The 21078-nt window shown below is 51.7% G+C and carries 14 protein-coding genes; 7 read left to right on the top strand and 7 right to left on the bottom strand.

The window, feature by feature from the left end:
- Window positions 1-48 precede the first annotated feature (48 nt).
- Window positions 49-2016: an asparagine synthase (glutamine-hydrolyzing) gene (asnB, locus tag BUB72_RS16895; protein WP_073146037.1), complete on the top strand. Its 1968-nt coding sequence runs from the start codon at window positions 49-51 to the stop codon at window positions 2014-2016.
- Here asnB and xrtD read toward each other — a convergent pair.
- Together xrtD and BUB72_RS16885 are read right to left on the bottom strand one after the other, a co-directional pair.
- The gene (xrtD, locus tag BUB72_RS16890) at window positions 2003-3601 is read right to left on the bottom strand and encodes a VPLPA-CTERM-specific exosortase XrtD (RefSeq protein WP_073146036.1); all 1599 of its coding nucleotides are present in this window, start codon (window positions 3599-3601) and stop codon (window positions 2003-2005) included. The genes asnB and xrtD overlap by 14 nt on opposite strands.
- A gap of 142 nt (window positions 3602-3743) precedes the next feature.
- Window positions 3744-5033 (bottom strand): glycosyltransferase family 4 protein, encoded by a 1290-nt coding sequence (locus BUB72_RS16885; protein ID WP_073146035.1) that lies wholly within the window; start codon window positions 5031-5033, stop codon window positions 3744-3746.
- Window positions 5034-5229: 196 nt separating this feature from the next.
- Between BUB72_RS16885 and BUB72_RS16880 the strand changes: the two genes are divergently transcribed.
- Window positions 5230-6156 (top strand): glycosyltransferase family 2 protein, encoded by a 927-nt coding sequence (locus BUB72_RS16880; protein ID WP_073146034.1) that lies wholly within the window; start codon window positions 5230-5232, stop codon window positions 6154-6156.
- A 45-nt stretch (window positions 6157-6201) separates the two neighbouring features.
- Here BUB72_RS16880 and BUB72_RS16875 read toward each other — a convergent pair whose 3' ends face one another.
- A complete protein-coding gene (locus BUB72_RS16875) occupies window positions 6202-7983 on the bottom strand; it encodes a PKD domain-containing protein (protein WP_073146033.1) in 1782 nt (593 codons plus the stop codon).
- 815 nt (window positions 7984-8798) lie between these two features.
- Here BUB72_RS16875 and BUB72_RS16870 point away from each other — a divergent pair.
- From BUB72_RS16870 to BUB72_RS16860, 3 genes are read left to right on the top strand one after another with little or no spacing between them, the layout of a single operon-like run.
- Window positions 8799-10172, top strand: coding sequence for an oligosaccharide flippase family protein (locus tag BUB72_RS16870; protein ID WP_073146032.1), 1374 nt, complete (start codon window positions 8799-8801; stop codon window positions 10170-10172).
- Between the two features lie 57 nt (window positions 10173-10229).
- Entirely contained in the window at window positions 10230-11678 is a 1449-nt protein-coding gene (locus BUB72_RS16865) for a hypothetical protein (RefSeq protein ID WP_073146031.1), read from the top strand.
- Complete coding sequence (locus BUB72_RS16860) at window positions 11675-12628, top strand: glycosyltransferase family 2 protein (RefSeq protein ID WP_073146030.1); 954 nt, start codon at window positions 11675-11677, stop codon at window positions 12626-12628. The genes BUB72_RS16865 and BUB72_RS16860 overlap by 4 nt, the downstream gene beginning before the upstream one ends.
- A gap of 14 nt (window positions 12629-12642) precedes the next feature.
- Here the strand turns inward: BUB72_RS16860 and BUB72_RS16855 are convergent, their stop codons facing one another.
- From BUB72_RS16855 to BUB72_RS16840, 4 genes are all read right to left on the bottom strand, one after another.
- Window positions 12643-14037 carry a porin family protein gene (locus BUB72_RS16855; RefSeq protein WP_073146029.1) on the bottom strand — a complete coding sequence of 465 codons (1395 nt, stop codon included), beginning with the start codon at window positions 14035-14037 and terminating at the stop codon, window positions 12643-12645.
- A 27-nt stretch (window positions 14038-14064) separates the two neighbouring features.
- Entirely contained in the window at window positions 14065-14673 is a 609-nt protein-coding gene (locus BUB72_RS16850; RefSeq protein WP_073146028.1) for a polysaccharide biosynthesis/export family protein, read from the bottom strand.
- A gap of 231 nt (window positions 14674-14904) precedes the next feature.
- Complete coding sequence (locus BUB72_RS16845; RefSeq protein WP_073146027.1) at window positions 14905-17367, bottom strand: tetratricopeptide repeat protein; 2463 nt, start codon at window positions 17365-17367, stop codon at window positions 14905-14907.
- Between the two features lie 111 nt (window positions 17368-17478).
- The gene (locus BUB72_RS16840; RefSeq protein ID WP_245814910.1) at window positions 17479-18219 is read right to left on the bottom strand and encodes a sugar transferase; all 741 of its coding nucleotides are present in this window, start codon (window positions 18217-18219) and stop codon (window positions 17479-17481) included.
- A 417-nt stretch (window positions 18220-18636) separates the two neighbouring features.
- On the opposite strand from BUB72_RS16840, the gene BUB72_RS16835 reads away from it, so the two are divergent.
- Together BUB72_RS16835 and BUB72_RS16830 are read left to right on the top strand one after the other, a co-directional pair.
- The gene (locus BUB72_RS16835) at window positions 18637-19527 is read left to right on the top strand and encodes an ExeA family protein (protein WP_073146026.1); all 891 of its coding nucleotides are present in this window, start codon (window positions 18637-18639) and stop codon (window positions 19525-19527) included.
- Window positions 19524-21068: a GumC family protein gene (locus tag BUB72_RS16830; protein WP_073146025.1), complete on the top strand. Its 1545-nt coding sequence runs from the start codon at window positions 19524-19526 to the stop codon at window positions 21066-21068. The genes BUB72_RS16835 and BUB72_RS16830 overlap by 4 nt, the downstream gene beginning before the upstream one ends.
- Window positions 21069-21078 lie beyond the last annotated feature (10 nt).

Genomic DNA, 21078 nt, shown 5'->3' with positions numbered 1-21078 from the left:
GTATGGTGTGTTGGATTTTATGCTCTCATTAATTAACGAGCCCCGCTGATGTGCGGGATCACTGGATTTCTATCGTATCCTGGGCAAACATGGGTTGAAGCGGCGGAAACGCAGCTTGGAGCTATGATGTCTGCCATCGCGCATCGCGGGCCTGATAACCAAGGTCAATGGATTGATGCGGAGGCAGGTGTTGCACTTGGGCACCTTCGGTTGGCCATCGTCGATCTTAGTCCTGCAGGACATCAACCGATGTCCTCGGCTTCTGGGCGTTTCGAGGTCGTATTTAATGGCGAGATCTACAATCACCTTAAGCTGCGACGTGATCTGGAAGAGGCAGGTCATGCCCCTGTATGGCGAGGCACGTCCGACACGGAAGTGATGATGGCCGGCTTCGAGGTTTGGGGGATTGAGGAAACGCTTGCCCGTCTTGAAGGCATGTTCGCCATCGCCCTTTGGGACCGTGAGACCCGAACGCTGAAATTGGTGCGGGATCGACTTGGGGAAAAGCCACTGTATTACGGCTGGCAGGGGAAAGGGCGCGATGCCGTGTTCCTGTTCGGCTCCGAATTGAAGGCGCTTCAAGCCCATCCGGCGTTCAACGCAAGGATTCGCCGTGATGCGATTGTCGCCATGCTGCGTCACGGCCATGTTCCTGAAGACTTGGTAATTTATGAAGGCCTGCGCAAGCTTCGGCCCGGTGAAATAGCCGAGATCTCGCTTGAAGCGCCGGAACCGAAACGCAAACTCTACTGGGATGGTGGTGCTATTGCAGCCGCCCCGCGCGGACCAGCCCCATCTGATGAAGACGCAATCGAAGGGCTCAACACCCTACTGCTGGACGCAGTATCCCAAGAGATGATGTCGGATGTCCCTCTGGGTGCGTTCCTGTCTGGCGGGATTGATAGCTCCGTTGTGGTTGGACTGATGCAACATTTGTCAAAGAAGCCGGTGCATACCTTCTCCATTGGGTTCCACGAGGCGCGATACAATGAGGCCCAGTTTGCCAAGGAAGTGGCCGACCATCTTGGAACCCATCACACAGAGCTTTACGTAGGTGACACCGATCTGCGTGACGTGATCCCGCGGTTACCGCATATGTATGACGAGCCGTTCGCTGACAGTTCTCAGATCCCGACGTTTCTTGTGGCGGAAATGGCAAGAGAGCACGTCACCGTTGCCCTATCGGGTGATGGCGGGGACGAATTGTTTTGCGGCTACGACCGCTACGTGCACGGCCAGAAAATGATGGACAAGTTGCGTGGGCTTCCCGGCCCACTTCGATCGCTTGGGGGAGCGGCAATTCGCGCAATCCCCGAGACATGGCTCAACAAGTTAATGGAGTCAATTCGAGCAACACCGCAAGGTAAGGAGCCGAACGGACAACGCCTGCACCGGTTAGCCAACTACGCAATGTCTGCCACGACCGAAGAGTTGCACCAAAAAATGGTCTCCGTCTGGCGGTTTCCAGAAGACGCCGTGCTCGGGGGCTCAAGCCCACCCAGCATTCTAGCGGACCATCTACCCTCGCGTGGAGACTTGAGCGACATGGAGCGGATGATGCAGCTCGATATGCTCGCCTATTTGCCTGACGATATCCTATGCAAAGTCGATCGTGCGACGATGGCCGTGGCGCTGGAAAGCCGTGCGCCATTGTTGGATCACCGTGTGGCAGAATTCATCTGGGCGCTGCCTGAACGCTTCAAGTACCGCGATGGCAAGTCAAAGTGGTTACTGAGGCAAGTGCTGTACAAATACGTCCCAGCTGCATTGATCGAACGCCCGAAGATGGGATTTGAAGTGCCCATCGGTCTGTGGCTGCGTGGTGGGTTGCGTGACTGGGCGCAAGCTTTTTTGGACCCAGATCGTTTGCGTCGTGAAGGATACTTGGACGAAGCCGTAATCACGCGCTTGTGGTCTCAGCACCTGTTGGGGAGCCATAACTGGGGTGCTCAGCTTTGGAATGTGCTGATGTTTCAGGCGTGGTTAGAGACCTATGGCGATGTCACTTCGGCATAAATTTTGGCACTTCGATTTGCAGTAATTTCAAGACATCCATCAATCGTGCTTCGGCGTTAGCTTCGGTCTCGGTCTTATCTATGATTGTCGTAAGACGCACCAACCCGCCGTCTGTACGACCTGTACGAACACCGTCCGCAATTAACCACATCTTGGCCGCAAAATCCCAAGCCACACGCCGGCCCTTTTGTTCAAACCAGTAGAACACCATCATCCGTATCTCGCCTTTTTGGACGATCGCGCGGTTGATGTTGAAGTCTTCTGATGTGCCGACACTTGATGCAATGTTGGTTCGTTCCAGCCAAGCGATTTCCCAGCCGGCCCCCGGAAGGCAAATCTCGGGACTGTGAACGCCACCAGAACTTTGATCTTCATACCAGGCCATGAACAATCCGACCGTCGGCTGGTCAGGGCTTTCCAACAGCACGTTATGATAATCGTCAGCGGCCAAAGTCTTTTCAGTTACCTGATCCAGGCGCTTGTGTGGACTGAGTTGCCGCCAATTTCCGATATCTCGTGGAAAGGTAGTGAAATTGCTTCGATCAACGCCAATCTGATTGCGATCGGGCAGCTGGTGAAACGTCACAACCGCAGCCCCGACGATAGCCGCCGAGGTAATGAGGGCGCGTGATGGTTGTATTAGTCGCAGTCGCATGGCTTGGATGCCAAGGCCTTCGGTTTCCAGATCGAGAACTTCAGTCAGGCGCATGGGGTCGTGTTGTAAGCGCAACATGATCCAACTCAGCAATAGCAGCATCAATATGCAAGCAATGAAGATGACCCAACCTTCAAAAAAATGCGTGAAGCCCTCAAGCCAATCAGTTCCATAGCGTTGTGCCAAAACACCCGCTACAGCAATACGCAGGGAATTCATCAGAATAGCGATCGGCGCGGCGGATATCAGCAGCACAGCCTTATGCCACATTGGTCCGCGGTAGAGCACGGCAAAGATGTATGAGAAGCTTAAGATAGGGAATAGATATCGAAGCCCGGAACAAGCCTCGGCAACATGCAGCTTCAAAACGCCGAAGTCGATGATGTTGCCTTCTAAAAAAACAGGGACGGCGAGAAGCCGTAAAATCCAGACTCCTAGCTCAGAAGATACAAGCTGCAGTGTGGTCGACATCTTGTAGTAGAACGTGTCAGGCAGGGGCAGCATGTAAACCAGATGAAGAACCGGTGGCCAAAAGTGTTTACCTGTTTTCCAGCCAAAACTTATGAGTAGTATTCCCCCGACCCAAAGGATCATCGCATAGGCAACAATTTCTGGGATCTTTGAAAGTTTCCCTAACGACCCAAGTACGACTGCCATGATGATGACAACCACGCCAACCCAGCGATCATCTATATGCCCCGCACGAAGGGGATATTCCTTGAGTTGCCTTAGAAACAACAGGCCAGACAGGATCGGGATCAGAGGGCCATGGCTGTATTCGGGCAACTGCCATGCCTGAAGTAAGGCAGTGAAACCATCCGTGAAGAATAAGCCCGCAACCAAAAAGTTCACAGCCAGCCACATCAACCCCAAAGTGAGGAACTGCCTGAAGCCTTCGGGCGCTGACTTGGGATCACTGGCTAAAAACATAAAAACCGATCCAACTGGAAGTGGACCTTTCCAAGCAAAGATATATCAAAAACTATTACTTGGAGACAGAAAAAACACGTGCACTGAAGCTGGAAAACTCGTAGACGGGATGATCTTCTAGAGCCGACCCTGATCTGACTGATCAGACGTAGGCATTGAATTTCCCCAAATCCTCGCCGCGTAATAGCGCGTTGTAAATTCCCACGGTATATTTTGCTTTCGCGGGCCAAGTATAGAGTTCGTAGGCGTAAGTTTCTGCGCGTTTGGCCATTTCAGCATGCACCGAAGGGTCTTCCAAACAATGTTCCATCGCTGAGCGATATGCGTCTACCATGCCCTCCAAGGATTGCAGTTCAACTCTTACGCCTCGATCAGCCCCGACCAGATCCCCAGGAGCACCGTAGTTCACTACAATGCAGACCATGCCAGAGGCCATCGCCTCGATCACGACACCAGCCCCCAACTCTTTGATCGATGGGAAAGCGAACGCATCGCAACGCCGCATAAAGTCGGCAACTTCAGCTTGTGTCTTCTGACCCTCAAAGATCACGCGTTTGCCAGCTCCATAGTCTGTCACAATTTTGCGTAAACGCTCTTCCTCCGGGCCGCCGCCTAAAATGTGTAGAAAGTGATCTTCTAGCTTCGGAGACGTTGCGAAGGCGCGAACCGCTGCCTCTGTTACTTTCACAGGGACAAGCCGTCCGGCAAAAAGGAACCTTTTGGGACCACTACCAGAAAAGGGCGCCTTTCGACCTTTCGTATGAAAGATGTCCGGATCGAAGGCAATTTCTGGGAACGGAATTATCCGCTCTTTGGGCGTACGACTTACGTCATCAATGGTATGTCTGAAGGATGCCAACACGGCATCGCTTTTGCGGTAAGTGGACGCAGAGTAGGGCATATATTTGTATAACCAACGCAGCTTTCGCGCGGTTTCACCTTCCCGCTTTTGTTCCTTCGCAAATTCCGTTGGCCAGTCCAAGCTGCCATTCAATGGCCCAATGACAAAGGGCTGACGAACGCGGCCCGCAGCATAAGACGGCAGGGCGGGAGACATCGGCGTGATCCTATGCACGATATCAAATTCGCCCGCATCCAGAGCACCACGGAACGCCTTTATAACTTCGCGTTCAAAGAACACGTAAGGCAAATACGCCATGATTTGATTGGTCGACCAGGCCCGCTGGTTCCCACCTCGTAAAAAAGTAGAGAGTTTGCCCATCGGCCGTGCTATCCATTCATTGTCAACATAGGTCACCTTGTCAGTGATCTCGTTGGCCTTCTGGATGTTCTCGCGATTGCGAATGTGCGTGACGATAGTCGCGTCCGTCACGTTGGCTAATGCGCGGGCATATTTATACCCGACCACCGGAAGAGAGGGCCATTCTGGATTGCAGTCATCGGCGATTATTAGAACGCGGGGGCGCATCATATAGAATCCGGAACTAGTAAACTTAATCAATGTAATTACGGACATAGTTGCAGCTTCGGAGGCTCTGATACAACTGTTTTGCCTAATGACGCCGATGTAAACTAGACTACTTACAAGTTTTCTGTCCCATACAAGCGTCGTCACTGATACCTTCCAACGAGTTGATGGTTCAGTTTTAGGTAATAAGGGTTTTCACATGGCCAATGCCCACCGCCCCTATGTATTGATTTCCCCGTGCCGTAACGAAGCGGAGTATATGCGCCGCACTCTCGACAGTGTCGTGGCGCAAAGCGAGACACCCAACTTATGGGTTATTGTTGACGATGGCTCGACCGATGAAACCCCAAATATTCTTGCGGAATATGTAGCCCGACATGACTGGATCCGCGTTATTCAAAAACCAGATCGCGGTCACCGCGCCGTAGGTCCCGGGGTTATTGAGGCCTTCTATGTCGGTTTGGAGACGATCGACCTTGATGATTTCTCATACCTTTGCAAACTTGATCTCGATCTTGATTTGCCACCTCGCTATTTTGAGCTTTTGATGGATCGATTGGTTGAGAACCCGCGCATCGGGACCTGCTCGGGAAAGGCTTATTTCAAAAACTCAAAAGGGAAAATGGAAAGCGAAGGCATCACGGATGAGATGTCTTTGGGCATGACTAAAATGTTCTCAGTGCGGTGTTTTCAAGAGATTGGTGGATTTGTCCGTGAAGTCATGTGGGACGGTATCGATTGCCACAAAGCTCGAAAACTGGGATGGACACCCCGCAGCTGGGATGTACCTGAGCTACGTTTCGATCACCTACGCCCCATGGGTTCAAGCCAGAACTCTATCTATACTGGCCGCCGACGTCACGGTTTCGGCCAGTATTACATGGGAACTCATCCAGTCTTCATGATCGCCTCGGCAATCAACAAATCGCGTGTTCCGCCTTACCTATTGGGCGGGTTCGCGATGCTACAAGGGTATTTTGGGGCAATGCTGAAGGGCACCGCTCGGCATAATGATCCAGATTTGCGTCGGTTTATCCGTTCCTACCAATGGAAGGCGTTGTTCAGAGGGAAAATGAATGCGGTCACTCAGATAGAAGATGCCCGTGCCCACCTTTGGAAACCATAACCGCAGAAACAGCTCCGAAACTTAGGGCTGTTTTATGTTCTCTATTTACGACTTCGATATTTCGTGCGCACCGCGTGACGGGTGGGGTGGACGCGTATTGCCGTAAAAATCATCGTGGGCGACATCACCACTAACCGCACCACCAAGGGCTCGCGATCCAACAAGCGGAGCATAGCTTGCTACTGTATTAGCGGGTGTCGCTGTGGCAGAAATTATTTTAACAGAACGGGTCCGGTAACCCAAATCTCTTGCTTCCCACAAGACTGGCGAAGTCTCCAAAGGACCATCACTATTCACCGGAACCGACAAGTTCGGTTGATGGATCACATTGTTCCCGACGAAGACATCTGAGAATTGACTGGCAACGATCGCCTCTGTCAATGCTGAAGGATAGTTGAAGTAGTCGGAGTCCTGCATCAAATTTACCAACGTGTTGTTGTAAAACTTAATAGGGGCGGAATAGGTTTCCGGGATGCCACCAGCCAAGTACATCATCTCGATGAAACCCGCGGGATTCAGGATCGTGGCGTCCCTTGCTGCACCTGGAAAAACAATCACGTTATTGCGGATCGTCACCCCGCCCATCTGAGATCGAACACCGGCCCATGTTTGGTGGTTGCCAAGCAAATAGCATTTCTCGACCAACGCGTTGATTGGGCCCGAAGTAAGCCCTTCTTCCACCGTATATTCAAGAATGCCGGCGCCAGCCTCCAAGGACGTTGCTTGAATTGTCGAGAAGAAGCCTGGATCACCAGCAACATTTTGGCGGAGGCAGGGTTGAATGGACTGATAGGAGCCGACGTGAGACCAGCCAATGCGGTTGAAAAAATCACAGTTGCTGATGATCAGGCGCTCACCTCGGTGGAAACGCAAAGGGCCCTGATTGTTGTGCTTTCCGTCTTGCGGCCCACCCGCGCTAGCTTGCGGGTGACACGCCACTTTAGTACCCACGAGCGAAAGGCCGACACCTACAGCGTAAAGAAGACCGTAGCTGCGCCAGTTGGTCACCGAACAGTCATTCAACGCGATAAATCGGTGTGCGATGTTGGGGTCATTCGACGCGGCATAGATCGCAATATCCAACCCATCAAAAGAACAGCCGTCAAATAAGTGGACGCGTGGAGATCGGTCGAAGTGGTTAAAGCCGGTAACATTCGAACCGGTTTCCGTCACACTATCCCAAGGGCCTTTGAAGTCGATGTTCTGCCAGACAAAATCCTTGTCCGTCCCAGAGCCTGAAGTTGATTTGTCATTCCAGTCAAACGATCCGGCCATATCGATAATCGGATTCGTTGCGGATCCGGGTCCGGCTACAATATGTGTGGAAGGAAGGCTGGTTCCGTCATTCATCCCGAAGTTTCGACCAGCAAACGGATAGGTCTCTCCCCGATTGAGCATGACGCGAGTAGGAATCCGGTCATTACCAGCAAACATGTCGAAAGCTTGGTTAATATCCACAGCCAACCGTGCGCCCGCAGGGGCATCAGCGAAATTCGAAGACGGGCTAACGAAGACGGTTCGAATGCCGGGAAAGGCGGTGTCTGAATTGCCAACGGTGATTTGTAAGTTGGCGGTGGTTGATTTTCCGCTGGCGGGTTCAACCACAAGACAAGATACGTTGTATGTCCCTGACGTGCGATAAGTATGGGTTACTACAGGACCATATCCGACGCCGGAACTTGTATGACCGTCAGCAAGGTTGTCAGGGGCGGTAAACGTATATTCTTCATCGAAATCCCAAAAATAGTAGAGCTCGTGCAACTGTGGGTTGTAAACCGCTCCGCTGGCTGGACCAGAAGTGTCAAAGCCTGCGACCTCAACTTCCATAGAAATCGCTTCCGGTACGACTTCAAGGCCAGATCGGTTGAATATTACGATCTGCGCTGACGCATTTGAGCTTGCCACTGCTACACCCGTAGTCGAATACTATATACTGGTTTTTAACTAACATCTTCCTGCATCAAATGGAAGAAATTGGTCGCCCCGGTCCTTAAACCGAACGCCATCTGATCGACTTGAACGGATGAATTTACACCCCTTGGATTCCACGGGAAACTGCGGTGCCTCTGCGGCCTTGCCCTCTCATGATTTGCACTTCCAAGGGCGATGTTTTGTATATTCAATACCCGTTGCCAACAGCCGTGACTGGTCGCCACAGACGGGCCTATGCTCGCCGCTGTCGTTAGGAAGTAGAAAATCAGGAAACTAGTCGCGAGCCATATCTGGGCTAAAATCCACCAGTTTTTTTATGGCTTCGTCACCTGCACCAGACACTGCAGGAGCAGGGCCAGTCATGACAGTGTGCATGAAATCGAAAGCATCCTGCAGGGCGCTTCCAAGCACTCTCCTTTGCCCAGTTGCTTCCGTTAAGATTGTCGTGACCGCAATCGCGCTGTCACCTTCCCGCGCCTTGATTTGATCATCTGGCTGGAACTCGACTTCCTCAAGAATCCATCTGAGTCTGAGAAACTGGACAACCTGTCAACGATCTCAATACGCACCGAACGATGGAAGTGGCCCCGTCTAGAGAGTTGAATTCAAGGCCAATTTTTCTGAGGCCAAATGCTGCTGCTCGCTTGTTTGGCCAGAATGAGTTATGTGCATATCAGTAGTTTTGCCCGAATATTGTTGAGTCGTTTAGAATGAATACAAATTTTTTGTCGACGCTTCGCGACAACGGGATGAAGGCGCGCGCTATTCGTGGCACCGCTTTGAGTGTTGTCGGCTTCGGTGGCGGGCAAGTTATCCGGCTCATCTCAAACCTGATCCTGACACGCATTTTGTTTCCAGAAGCCTTCGGGCTGATGGCACTGGTGCAAATCGTAGTGACTGGTTTGGAAATGTTCTCGGACATGGGAATTCATCCGGCCATAATTCAAAGCAAGAACGGCGAGGATCGCGATTTCCTCAACACTGCATGGACCATGCAGATTATACGTGGACTGTTTTTATGGCTGATCGCTTGCCTGATAGCCACGCCTGCAGCGCAGTTTTATGGTCAAGACGCGCTTATCCAGATGATCCCTGTGTTGGCCTTCACGACCGTCATTTCCAGTTTCAGATCGACCAACTATTCACTGGCCAGTCGACGTCTGACTCTTGGCCGTGTGACTGCAGTGGAATTGATCGCGCAAGTTGTCGGAACGATTATTCTCATCTTAATGGCACTTTGGCTTCAGTCAGTCTGGGCGCTTGTCATTGGGTCACTCATCGGCGTTACGATCCACACAATGCTCACGCATCTGATACTAGATGGTGGTCGCAACAAATTGGCTTGGAGCAAGCCTGCCGCTTGGGAGATCTTCCACTTTGGCAAATTCATCGTAATTTCGACGATCGCGGGTTACCTGGTTAACCAAGGGGATCGCTTGATCTTAGGCAAATACGTCTCCTTAGAGGAGCTTGCGATTTTCACTATCGCCTTCCTCTTTGGAAGCCTTCCGCTGACTCTCGCCATTCAACTCAACTCGCGCGTTCTTATCCCACTGTTTAAGCAGCGGCCACCCGCTCAGAGCGAAAATAACTTTCGCAAAATCAGACGCGCTAGAATGCTTCTCCTCTTAGGCTTTCTGGTAATTTCGACGGCGTTATCATTGCTAGGCGAAGATCTAATCGAAGTTTTATACGACCCTCGTTACTATAGCGCTGGTCCTATGCTGGTTCTTCTCAGCCTGTCAGTTATTCCTGCGCTTTTGCTGGATGGGTACAAGGGTGTATTGCTGGCAAATGGGAACTCGCGCGATTTCACGATCATCATCGTCATTTCAGCCGTTGTTAAAACCGTGCTCTTAGTCGTGATGATTCAAAAATTTGGCATCGTCGGAGCGATCATTGCGCCGTTCCTATCCGAATTCGTGACCTATCCATTGCTGGTCCACTACATCCGCCCCTATCGCGGGTGGCACCCCGGGTTGGATGTGTTGCTGTTGTCGATTGGTGTAGCGATTATGGCCCTAGCTTTGTGGCTAAGCCCTGCGGCGAACGAATTACTGGTCACTGCCTTGCGCGGGGTTTGACATAAGCATGCCTAAGTTGTTCCATTCAAACACCAAAACCCGCGAAGGCGAGAAGGAATGATTGGGAACATTATTCTGTTTGGCTGGCCGCTTGTCGTCGCCATCTTATTTTCAATGTACTCTAGACACGCGGCAATCTTGGCCTCAATTATTGTTGGCTACCTTCTATTACCAGAGCAGCTTTTCTTTAACCTCCCCATTCTTCCTACGTTGGAGAAGCACACAATCCCCGCCTTGTCAGCGTTCCTCATTCTTCTCATGATTGGAACAAGCTTGGAAAACAGGAATCTTTCTGGATGGCTCCCCAGGGTAGTTGTAGTTCGATTGCTGATGTTGGGACTGATTGCTGGTAGTTTTCTAACCGTACTCACGAATGGTGACCCACTGTCGTACGGCCCGCTGTTTATTCCTGCGCTTCGCCCGTTTGACGCGTTTTCAACTGTTCTCAGCCTTCTCGTAAGCCTGCTACCCTTCTTTCTAGCTCGTAAATATCTGGCCTATCCTGAGCAACAAAGGGCGGTGTTATTGACGTTAGCCGTGGCTGGCGCACTCTATGCATTTCTGGCGCTTTATGAAGTACGGATGTCGCCACAACTCAACAACATGCTCTACGGCTTTTTTCCTCATAGCTTTCTGCAACATATCCGCGGTGATGGGTTCCGACCGATTGTGTTTCTCAATCACGGACTTTGGCTTTCGATCTTCTTTGCGATGGCGGTATTGGCAGCTTTCGGCCTATCTCGAGCTCAAAGTGCTGATCGAAAGATAAAGTACCTCGTGCTTGGAACTTGGCTGTTGTTCGCATTAATCATGTCTAAATCCTTGGGTGCGCTGGCAATCACCATGTTGTTGTTGCCCTTAGTATTATTCGTTCGCGTTCCCACTCAGATCCTCGCCAGCGCGATCATCGCATCAACGATTTTGCTCTATCCTGCGTTACGAGGTGGAGAGCTTATTCCGACTGAAACGATACTAGGGTGGGCCCAGATTATCGACCCAGAGCGCGCAGGCTCTCTGTCATTTCGGTTTTTCAATGAGGACATACTGCTGGAAAAGGCTCAGGAGAGACCACTCTTTGGCTGGGGCGGGTTTGGCCGCAATCTGCTGTATGATGAAGCGGGCTTCGATGCCGCTGTTACAGATGGGTATTGGGTTTATTCTGTCGGAATCGGTGGATGGGTGCGCTTCGCATCAGAGTTCGGCTTGCTGTGTCTGCCTGCAATTTTCGCCTTTCTTAAAATTCGCAAAGATCAATACGGGCTGGAGACTTCAGTTCTTCTCCTCATTCTATCTGCCAACCTGATTGATTTGATCCCTAACGCGACAATTACTCCAATAACTTGGTTGCTGGCAGGGGCCGTTTGGGGGCGCATAGAATTAGGTAGGCTCGAGAATGCCGATGACGCATCCGTTAAGCTGTCTGAAGAAACGAAACGACCCGCCTATACTCGATTTGCGACGTCAACTGGTTCCCCCTCCCAAACGAAAGAGCAGGCGATGCAATGACCGTCGGCGTCGTAGTCATAGGTCGAAATGAAGGCGCGCGTCTCATCAGGTGCCTCAGTTCAGTTATGGGGCAGGCAGATTTCGTCGTCTATGTGGATAGCGGCTCATCTGACGGCAGCCAGGCTGCGGCAAAGGAACTAGGGGCGGATGTGATTTCGGTGGATATGGATCTGCCCTTCACCGCGGCCCGTGCGCGCAATGACGGCTTTATTCATTTAGCCACAAAAAATGACGAGATTGAGTATGTTCAGTTCATTGACGGAGACTGCGCTTTGAACTCCGACTGGATCGCACTGGCGCAAAAATATTTAGACGAGCATCCTCGTGTGGCCGTAGCTTGCGGTCGCAGGCGCGAAAGACATCCAACGGCTTCGATCTACAATCGGTTGATTGATCAGGAATGGGACACACCAGTAGGGGAAGCCAAGTCTTGCGGTGGCGACGCAATGATGCGGGTCACAGCTTTCCAAGACGTATCAGGTTTTAATCCCGAATTGATCGCCGGAGAAGAACCGGAGCTTTGCGTACGGTTGCGTGCAGATGGCTGGACCATATGTCGCTTGGATGCGGAAATGACTTTGCATGACGCCGCAATTTCCAAGTTATCCCAATGGTGGAAGCGAAATCGCCGCGCGGGACATGCTTACGGTGAGGGCGTCGCCATGCACGGCCGTCCGCCCGAGAATCACGGCGTAAGAGAAACCAGATCGGCATTGATTTGGGGGGTTGGCATCCCGGTGACCGCACTATTTGGATCATTTCTTTCGACGTGGGCTTTGGGCCTGCTACTGGCATGGCCGGCGCAGGTCATCCGGTTAGGAATCAGGGATGGTGACTTTTCCAGAGCCTTCTTCCTAACACTTGGAAAACTTCCGGAGGCGCAGGGAATATTGGGCTACTATTTCGAACGTTGGCGCGGGAAACGTGTTAGTTTGATCGAATACAAATAGGTGATCCATCAATCCTACGGGCGGTAAGAAAAGTTTTTCTGAATACCCAGGAACACAGTGTTTCGTTTGCGCGTAGGCTGCGCGTCTTCGCGTACCGAAGAATGCGAGAACCCAGAAACCAGGTCCCATTCCCTAGCCAACTGATAGGCATGGCTGACATTAAAGCGGACTGAGCGGCGATCAATCCCACCTGCGTTCAGAACGTTTTCCTCGACCAAAGCAAGCCCTGCGCTGATTTGCGAAAGACTAGTCAATTCGCGCGCATATGACATATCGAGGCGGGTGTTGATCACCTCGTTGTTGCCACCATCGATCCCACCCGACTGTTGCAGCGAAACTTCAAAAGTACTGTTGCGGTCGATTTGGTAGTCAAGCTGCACGTTGGCGATGGGTTGCGGACTAAACCCATCGGTTTTGGTCGCGCCGAGTGAGAATGAGAACTCGCCGCGTCGCAGTTGGTAACTGCGACCAGCTGTAAGCTGGTGGCGTTTGCCATTTAGAGTGTCGTCTTCCGAAAACCGGAGCGAAACTTGGCCGTTCGGGCGGGCGTGTGCGAGTGAGAACGCGTAGTTCAGACCGTCGGTTTCATCTACAACCGTGCCGCGGCTGTCTTCGGTGCTATAGGCAATTTCTCCGGTAAGCGTCGTCGAAGGCGTCACCTCGTATGTGGCGCCAATGCCGATCCGAGATGTTTCGCGGTCTGTAGCCCCTACACCTTGTTCGTCTACTGTGCTGAAACTGCCAAAAACGCTGGCTTCAAGATTTGGTGAAACTTCAAAGCTAAGGCGACCTTCGACGCGTTGCGTAAGGCTGTCGTTAAGTGACGGGTCTGTTGTGTCTGAATACTCACTCTTCTCGAAAACATGGCGCAAAGAACCAGTTATCGGACTTTCCCGACCCACAGTCAGGCCCGTGGTCAAATTGAAAACTTCGCGCTGACCGGCGCCTGTAGTGATGGCGTCATCTTCAAGCGAGGTATCAAAAGCTAGATCATCGACTTCATCACGTAGGTAGAACCCGCCGAACGTTAGTTCTGTACTGCGATTGGATATCCTGTAGTCAAGCGACGCCCGCGTACTTTCAAACTCTGTTGAACCACCATTTGTAAGGTTTTGCACGATCCCAGTGGAAAGATTGAAAGCCAAAAGCTGGCTATGTGTTTCGCTAGAAACGCCAAATGCGACAGTGGTTAGGGATCTCAAGCCTTCATCACTGAAAGAGCCTGAAAAACCGTCTTCTTCGATATATTGAAAACGCTGACCAACTTCCAATGTTGCAATGACCCCACCCGCATCCGTCTCTTGCGCCAGCAGAGCGGCCGGACAAGATAGAAGGGACCCCGTCAAGAGCCCGATGAGATTGGTTTTTTGCAATGCGTATTTTTTTGCGCCTATGTTTTCAACTGCCACGACAAGCCCACCTTTTGCCGCGTAAATTTACTCGAACAGCCTACGTTCCGGAACAACTATCACATCTCCTTCTTGAAGTTTGACGGACAAGTTCTGAACCGCCCCGCGAGACAGTGCTTTATAATTGATAACACTTACGGTTTGCGCCCCTGTCTTGGGGTTTGTTCTACGCAACTGCACACGTTTCTTAGCTGCAAAGTTGGTAAAACCACCCGCCTGCGAAAGGGCCTGCAAGAAGGTCGTGCCAGGCGACACTTCTCTGATGCCCGGCGTGTTAATTTCACCTAGTAAGTAAACCGACATGGTTCTAGGTGGCGGTGGGTCGCGTCGTTCGACTGGCGGCCGCAAAGATACAACGGAAACAAACACCGTCGGGGAATTCGCAAAGTTGCTCGCGATTCCTTGAGCAATAGCAGCTTCGATTTGCGAAGCGGTTCGTCCGCTCGCACGAACTGTGCCCGCATAAGGAAAGTCAAAAGTGCCCCCTGGCAACACAAGAACATTGCGCGCAAGCGAGGCATCTTCGAGAACCTCAATCGATAGGGTGTCACCGGATTTTACGCGGTAGCCACTTTGCGCGTGTGCTGCAGATACTGCTAAAAGAAGGCAAAATACGGCCAACAGGAATTGTTTCATACCAAACCTCAATTTCAGGCGCTCACAAAACGTACTCAACCTGATACTCCAGAGTTCACTAAAAGTGATCATAATAATGCCGCAAATCTAGCCGCTGGAGAAGTAAAACTGTTGGAAAAACTCACCAGATGCAGATTTGTACCTCAAGGAACACGAAAATCGCTCATATCAGCTACAACTAGGGATTTTTTAAAATGATCGTTCCAGGGGGGGGGTGAATGTAGCATTGTATCACTCTTGTACAGACACCGAAGACAGATGAGTTATCTCAGTCTCGATTTCCTGCCGTAGGTCTGAATCGCCAACCGGCCCCACCCCCTCCAATGCACTAACCATTTGCTCAAGTGCCCGCTCTCTATCTCCATTCGAGGCGTAGGCCTGCCCAAGATGGAAATGAACCAGCGCGTCATTGGGTGATCCGGCGGCCGCCGCTTCCAGGTAGGGGATTGCATTACTGACTGCCCCAGTTCGGTACAAAATCCAACCGTAGGTGTCTTGGAAGGCTGGCACGGCATCATTCTTTAAACGACGCGCTATCACTTCCGCGCGCTGCAAACTTGCCACGTCATCGCGGTGTGTCGCCAATAGGCTTGCTAAATTATTTGCGATAATGGGGTTCGATGAACTGCGAGCATATAGCGCCTCATAGATACCAATAGCCCCCTCGATTTCTCCCGCGGCTTGGAGATACGATGCTTGCGCCCACAACAGATCTGGCGCACCAGGGACTGCATCAAGGCCCCGTTGAATAGTAGCCCGTCCTGCTTCTGGGTCCCCTTGGGCCTCTCGTATGCGGGCCAATTGAAGATATAGGCCTGCGGCTTCAGGGGTGTGCTCTAGTATGGTTTCTACTTCTGTCACGGCCGCCTCGAAATCACGCGCGGCAGCAAGCGTCATAGCAAGAGCTGCGCGTAACTCTAGATTGTCAGGCGCGTCTTTGACAGCAGCCTTGGCAAAGGACAGCGCCGCTTGGGTTTGGCCTGCTTTTAACTGCGCTTGGATCAATGCAGTTTTGGGCACCAGAGCACCATCACGTAGGACAATACCTTCAAGGAACTCCACGGCCTGAGCCGGTCCAACTCGACGTGCCAGTATCTCTGTTTTGAGTAAATTAGCTGCGCTACTTCCCCGAGCGTCCTCTAACTTTTCGAGGGTTTCGGCCACTTTCTGTGCGCGAGGCATGTCGTCCATCCGCAGATAGACATCCCCAAGCGTAGAGAGGACATCGAAATTCCCAGCCTCAATCCGCAACGATGAAATCAAGATGCTTTCAGCGGCGAACAGTTTGCCATCCCCCACAAGAGCGCGCGCATAACGAAATGCGTATTTCGGTGCATTGTTTGAGGCCTCGACTGCTTGTGCCAGAAAACTAAGCATCAAATCGCGATTGCCTTCGCGTTCGTAGGCTCTTGCGAGCAGAACCATCGCAGTTGCGTCCCCCGCTCTGTCATCCAAAACTGTTCGTAGATCGGCAATAGCTGCGTCTGTTTCGTCATCGGAAATTGACCAGTTGGCACGCATCATCAACGCATCCGAGCTACGGGCGTCGGCTTGTAGGACTTCAGAAATTTGAATGCGCGCGAGTTCCTCATTTCCACTCGCCACAAGCATCCGCGCTAAAGCCGTTTTGGATTGAAGGCGCGCTGCATCATCTAGCTTTAATGTCTCGGAGCTCAGAACTTCGTGGAGCGCGGAGACCCCTTCTTCGCGTTGCCCCATATCAAACATCAGCGAGGCGCGGAACGCATGCAGAAATCCGTTGCCAGTCTCAGTTCCGGCCAACAGCTGATCTACCCTTGCTAGTGCAGCATCCGCCCCCTCAGTCTGCTGAATGAACTGCAAAAGCGTGACCATTGCTGCATCATATTCTTCTGGTTCGGCCGAGAGGACTAAGTCTTCAAGATAGCTTTGAGCGTCTTGCGAACGGTTATGCGACATCAGGAATCGTAAATAGGTTTCTTTGGGACCTTTTTCATCCGGAAACACGTCGAGCATACTGCGCAGTTCCGCCTCAAGATCGGCGTGTTTTCCTAACCGCGATAATAGCTCCAAACGTAGGGTATACAGTCGCATCGACTGCGGTGCCTCCGCGATACTTTCAGCTACAAGTACAAGTGCGTCATCAAATCTGCGGTCAGCGATGCGGGCATCAAGCAGAATTTGACGCAAAATGCTGTTGTTCGGCAACTCAGTTGCCAAAGCCTCCGCTGCGAACACAAGACCTGCGCGCTCGGCACTCTTTTTCTCGATTAGCGCAGTTCGATAGTTCATCCCAAGATCGATTGCCTTAATTTCAGAGCGGTTTGGAGCCAGTTTGACCGCCATCCCTCCATGGCGCGCGAACTCATCCCAATCACCCAACCAAAACGCCAATTCACTTAGCGCGATGCGGCCGTCAATGTCGTTGGGTGCACGCTCCACGAGCTTAAGAAAATCGCGATACGCTTCGCCCAAACGCCCCATAGAACGGTTGGCCTTTGCAAGATGGCGATATGCTCCAAGATTGGCGTCATCCAATTGTAGCGTGTTGCGAAATTCAACAATCGCGCGGGGCAGATCGCCGCCATCAAGAAGCGTTAAACCGCTTTGATAGTGCCGCTCCGCACGTTCTTGAGACGACTCAAAACAGCCAGACAGAGCTAGGACCAACCCAAAGATCACAGCTTTTTTGCAAAGTTTAGACGTCAGCGACATGAAAAGCTCACTTGGTCGATCCCAAAAATAAACGGGGCCTGCCTAGCATAGCAGCCAGCAAGCCCTGTTCCAGTTTTGTCTGTGCCTAACGTGTGAGGTCACGCATAGAATTTAATAGCCAGTTCCCCGCACTACCACACGGAAGGTGCGAATAATCACAGCCATATCAATCGGGAAGGAAGCAATGTCGTTGTAAACATCGTCGTACTTGACCCGATCACGGAACCCACAGTCATTGCGGTCAGATATCTGCCAAAGGCCCGTCAGCCCCGGGCGAAGCTCGTAGTAAGCGTCACCTTCATACATGACCTGCTGTTCCACCATCATCGGGCGTGGCCCAACCAGTGCCATATCACCCAGAAGCACGTTAAGAAGTTGCGGCAATTCATCTAGAGATGTTTTCCGCATGAAGTGGCCCATGGGGATGATACGAGGGTCATTTTTCAGTTTCTGATCCCTATCCCATTCGGCTCTAGCCGATGGATTGGTCGCCAGATAGCTTTTCAATACAGCGTCTGCATTGGGCACCATGGTTCGGAACTTATAGAAACGAAACCGCTTACCATTTTTGCCAACCCGCCACTGCGTGTAGATCGGATTATATCCATCACGCGCAATCAAGAGAGCCGAGAGAACAATGAGGGGCAAAATAATTGGTAAGCTCACGAGTATTAGCACAAAATCTACTGCGCGTTTGACGTATGCACGGTAGAAAGAGATGCGCTGGTGAGAGGTATGGGTCGTGAGATGACGGGATTGAGAATTTACGTCGAATTTAACAATATCAAAATCAATTTGCATGGCGGTTTTATTGGCCCAAGGGCCTACTCCATAACTCTGTAACAAAAACATGGCAGCTGTTGCCGGGTAAACTGCCCAATCCCCCCCTTAAGGCACCTGGCAGAACACAATCTTAACAAAATATTAAAATATTTGCGAGTCTTTACTTCGCGAAAAATCGCCTGTTTACTGGGGATCTGGTGAATTGGTTTGCATTTCCAAAGAAGGCTTCACAACAATGCCTCAATGTTCGGGATCGTCCCTAAAATGTGATTCGCTACTGCCTGCAACGGCCACTGCCTGTCAAATTCTCGCATGTTCCACGCAGGACCGTGGGACACGCTTAGCTTCTCATTGATGCCATTTTTTCGTTATATACTGTGACTTTGTATATTGGGTAACGTCATTCTAACGTCATGTGTTAGAATGACGTGGGAATAGTAATTGTGCAAGCGCGCCACCCTAGGCGCGCAAAGGTAATAAGCAGTAATGAGCAGATCACTTTACACAGATTTCTTCGGTTTCACCGAGCGACCGTTCACACTCTCGCCTGACCCAGATTTTTTGTTCTGGTCAGACAACCACAAGAAAGCGCTGGCCGTTTTGGAATATGGCCTGATGACCCACGCGCCGCTTACGGTGATCACCGGAGAGATCGGGGCGGGCAAAACAACTCTGATCCACCATCTTTTGCGCAACGCTGAAAAGGACATTACAATCGGCCTGATCTCGAATGCACAAGGTGGGCGGGGTGATCTTCTGCATTGGGTGCTATACTCACTTGGGATCAATTCAGATCCCAGCGATGATTATATCTCAATGTTCCAGAGCTTTCAGAACTTCGTTATCGAAGAATATGCTCAAGGTCGTAACGTGATTTTGGTGATCGACGAGGCGCAAAACCTCTCCATGGAGGCGCTTGAAGAATTACGCATGTTTACGAATATCAACTCCGGCAAGGACGAGCTGTTGCAGTTGATCCTGGTTGGGCAACCAGAATTGCGCGATCTGATTTCAGCGCCCGGACTGGTGCAATTCGCCCAGCGTGTGACTGCCGCCTACCACCTCACAAACCTGAATGGGCCCGGAACGCGTGACTACATTTGTCATCGCCTCAAACACGCCGGGGGAAGTGGAAAAGAATTCTCGATCATGGCCGTCCAAGCAATTTATCAGGAAACTGGGGGCGTGCCCCGGCTTATCAACAAGATTTGCGATCTTGCACTGGTCTATGCTGCAAGTGAAGAACGCGAGGGCGTAGGGGTTGATCTGATCCGGGAGCTTCTGGCCGATGGTCTGTTCATCAATTCAGAAATATCCGGTGAAGTTGTCCAGATGAAGAATCCTATCGGGAAAGTGTTGAACAAGGCAGCGGAATGATCTCTGACGTACGTTTCTATCTAAGTCTTTTACCGCGGCGGCTGCCGGTCATGGTCGTACTGTTTCTTGTCTCCTCGATCGCAAGCGTGATTATCGCCCAGCGCTTGCCGCCAATGTATTCCACATCAGCGACGCTGTTGGTGGAGTCTCCACAGATTTCCGAGGATTTGGTGCGCTCGACCGTGCAGGTCACGGCTTCCGAGCAACTGCAGGTGATTCAGCAAAGGTTGCTGACCCGCTCGAACCTTCTCGACATTGCCAGGCAAGTGCGGGTCTTCCCCGAACAATCCACGATGACGCCCGATGAAATTGTTGAAGGCATGCGCGATGCAACGAACATCAGCCTGTCGATTGGGCGGGATCAGGTTACCCTGATGGTGATCAGTTTTGTGGCCGGCACTCCGCAAACTGTTGCCGATGTCGTCAACCAATATGTCAACATCGGGCTTGAGACGAACTCTGCCTTCCGCACCAACCTGTCCGAAGACACTTTGGCGTTTTTTCAACAGGAAGGGCAGCGCCTATCGGACGAGTTGGGGCTACAAAACGCCAAGATAGTTCAATTCAAAAACGCGAACGCCGATGCGTTGCCAGAAAACCTAGAGTTCAGTCTTGATCGGCGGTCTCTACTTCAAGAACGGTTGTCACGCTCCGAACGCGAGAAGCAAAGCCTTGAAGCGCAACGTGCCAATATTCAGCGCATTTATGAGGCAACCGGCATTGTCAACAATCCCCGCGACACGCCAGTATCTCCGGAAGAGGCGCAGCTCAATCAGTTGGAAGCTGAATTGCGTGTCGCCCGCAGTGTCTATGCCGCAACCAGTCCACGTGTGAGAAATCTGCAGGTGCAAGTTGATGCGTTGCGCGCTCAGCTTGAGGCGACTGCTCCACGAGATGGGGGTTCCGATGAAAGCGACGATCTGAATCCGCAATCCGCGGCCCTGACGATCAGTCTTGCGGAGATCGATGGTCGTCTTGCAAATGCAGTGCAAGATATTGAGGACACCACCGAAGAATTAAAAATTCTGCAGGCGAGCATTGAGAAAACCCCATCCATCGGCATTGTCCTGTCCAGCATGGAGCGCGAACACGAGAACACTCAAGCGCTCTATAACGCGGCGGCCTCACGCCTTGCCCAGGCTCAAGCCAGTCAACGCGTCGAGCTTTCCGCCAAGGGCGAACGGATCACCGTGCTTGAAGCCGCGTCAGTGCCCAGTTCTCCCTCCAGCCCCAACCGGACCCAAATCGTTGCGCTTGGCATCCTGATCGGACTTGGCTTAGCCGCTGGCTTTTTCGCTTTGCTGGAATTACTAAACCAATCCATCCGGCGGCCCGGCGACATTATCCGGGCACTTAACGTGACACCATTGGCAACTCTGCCGCCGATTGAGACCAAAGCCGACAAACGCTGGCGGCGTGCCAAATTGATGATCTCGATATTGATCGTCACCGCCGCTGTCCCTGCAGCACTTTGGGCTATCGATACCTACTATATGCCGCTTGATCTTCTCTATGAGAAAATCAAAGACCGCCTAACTTGATCTCTGTTCG

Origin of the sequence: Litoreibacter ascidiaceicola (assembly GCF_900129235.1) — a bacterium.
Lineage (GTDB): Bacteria > Pseudomonadota > Alphaproteobacteria > Rhodobacterales > Rhodobacteraceae > Litoreibacter > Litoreibacter ascidiaceicola.
The sequence above is the reverse complement of the archived record's forward strand: the minus strand, read 5'-3'. Positions and strand labels throughout refer to the sequence as shown.

Bases quoted from the DNA above. Each gene is read 5' to 3' on its own strand.
- BUB72_RS16865 (WP_073146031.1), top strand. From the start codon at position 10,230: ATGATTGGGAACATTATTCTGTTTGGCTGGCCGCTTGTCGTCGCCATC.
- BUB72_RS16885 (WP_073146035.1), bottom strand. From the start codon at position 5,033: ATGATGCGCCCCCGCGTTCTAATAATCGCCGATGACTGCAATCCAGAA.
- BUB72_RS16830 (WP_073146025.1), top strand. From the start codon at position 19,524: ATGATCTCTGACGTACGTTTCTATCTAAGTCTTTTACCGCGGCGGCTG.
- xrtD (WP_073146036.1), bottom strand. From the start codon at position 3,601: ATGTTTTTAGCCAGTGATCCCAAGTCAGCGCCCGAAGGCTTCAGGCAG.
- BUB72_RS16870 (WP_073146032.1), top strand. From the start codon at position 8,799: ATGAATACAAATTTTTTGTCGACGCTTCGCGACAACGGGATGAAGGCG.
- BUB72_RS16875 (WP_073146033.1), bottom strand. From the start codon at position 7,983: ATGGAAGTTGAGGTCGCAGGCTTTGACACTTCTGGTCCAGCCAGCGGA.
- BUB72_RS16835 (WP_073146026.1), top strand. From the start codon at position 18,637: ATGAGCAGATCACTTTACACAGATTTCTTCGGTTTCACCGAGCGACCG.
- BUB72_RS16860 (WP_073146030.1), top strand. From the start codon at position 11,675: ATGACCGTCGGCGTCGTAGTCATAGGTCGAAATGAAGGCGCGCGTCTC.
- BUB72_RS16880 (WP_073146034.1), top strand. From the start codon at position 5,230: ATGGCCAATGCCCACCGCCCCTATGTATTGATTTCCCCGTGCCGTAAC.
- BUB72_RS16840 (WP_245814910.1), bottom strand. From the start codon at position 18,219: ATGTTTTTGTTACAGAGTTATGGAGTAGGCCCTTGGGCCAATAAAACC.
- BUB72_RS16845 (WP_073146027.1), bottom strand. From the start codon at position 17,367: ATGTCGCTGACGTCTAAACTTTGCAAAAAAGCTGTGATCTTTGGGTTG.
- BUB72_RS16850 (WP_073146028.1), bottom strand. From the start codon at position 14,673: ATGAAACAATTCCTGTTGGCCGTATTTTGCCTTCTTTTAGCAGTATCT.
- asnB (WP_073146037.1), top strand. From the start codon at position 49: ATGTGCGGGATCACTGGATTTCTATCGTATCCTGGGCAAACATGGGTT.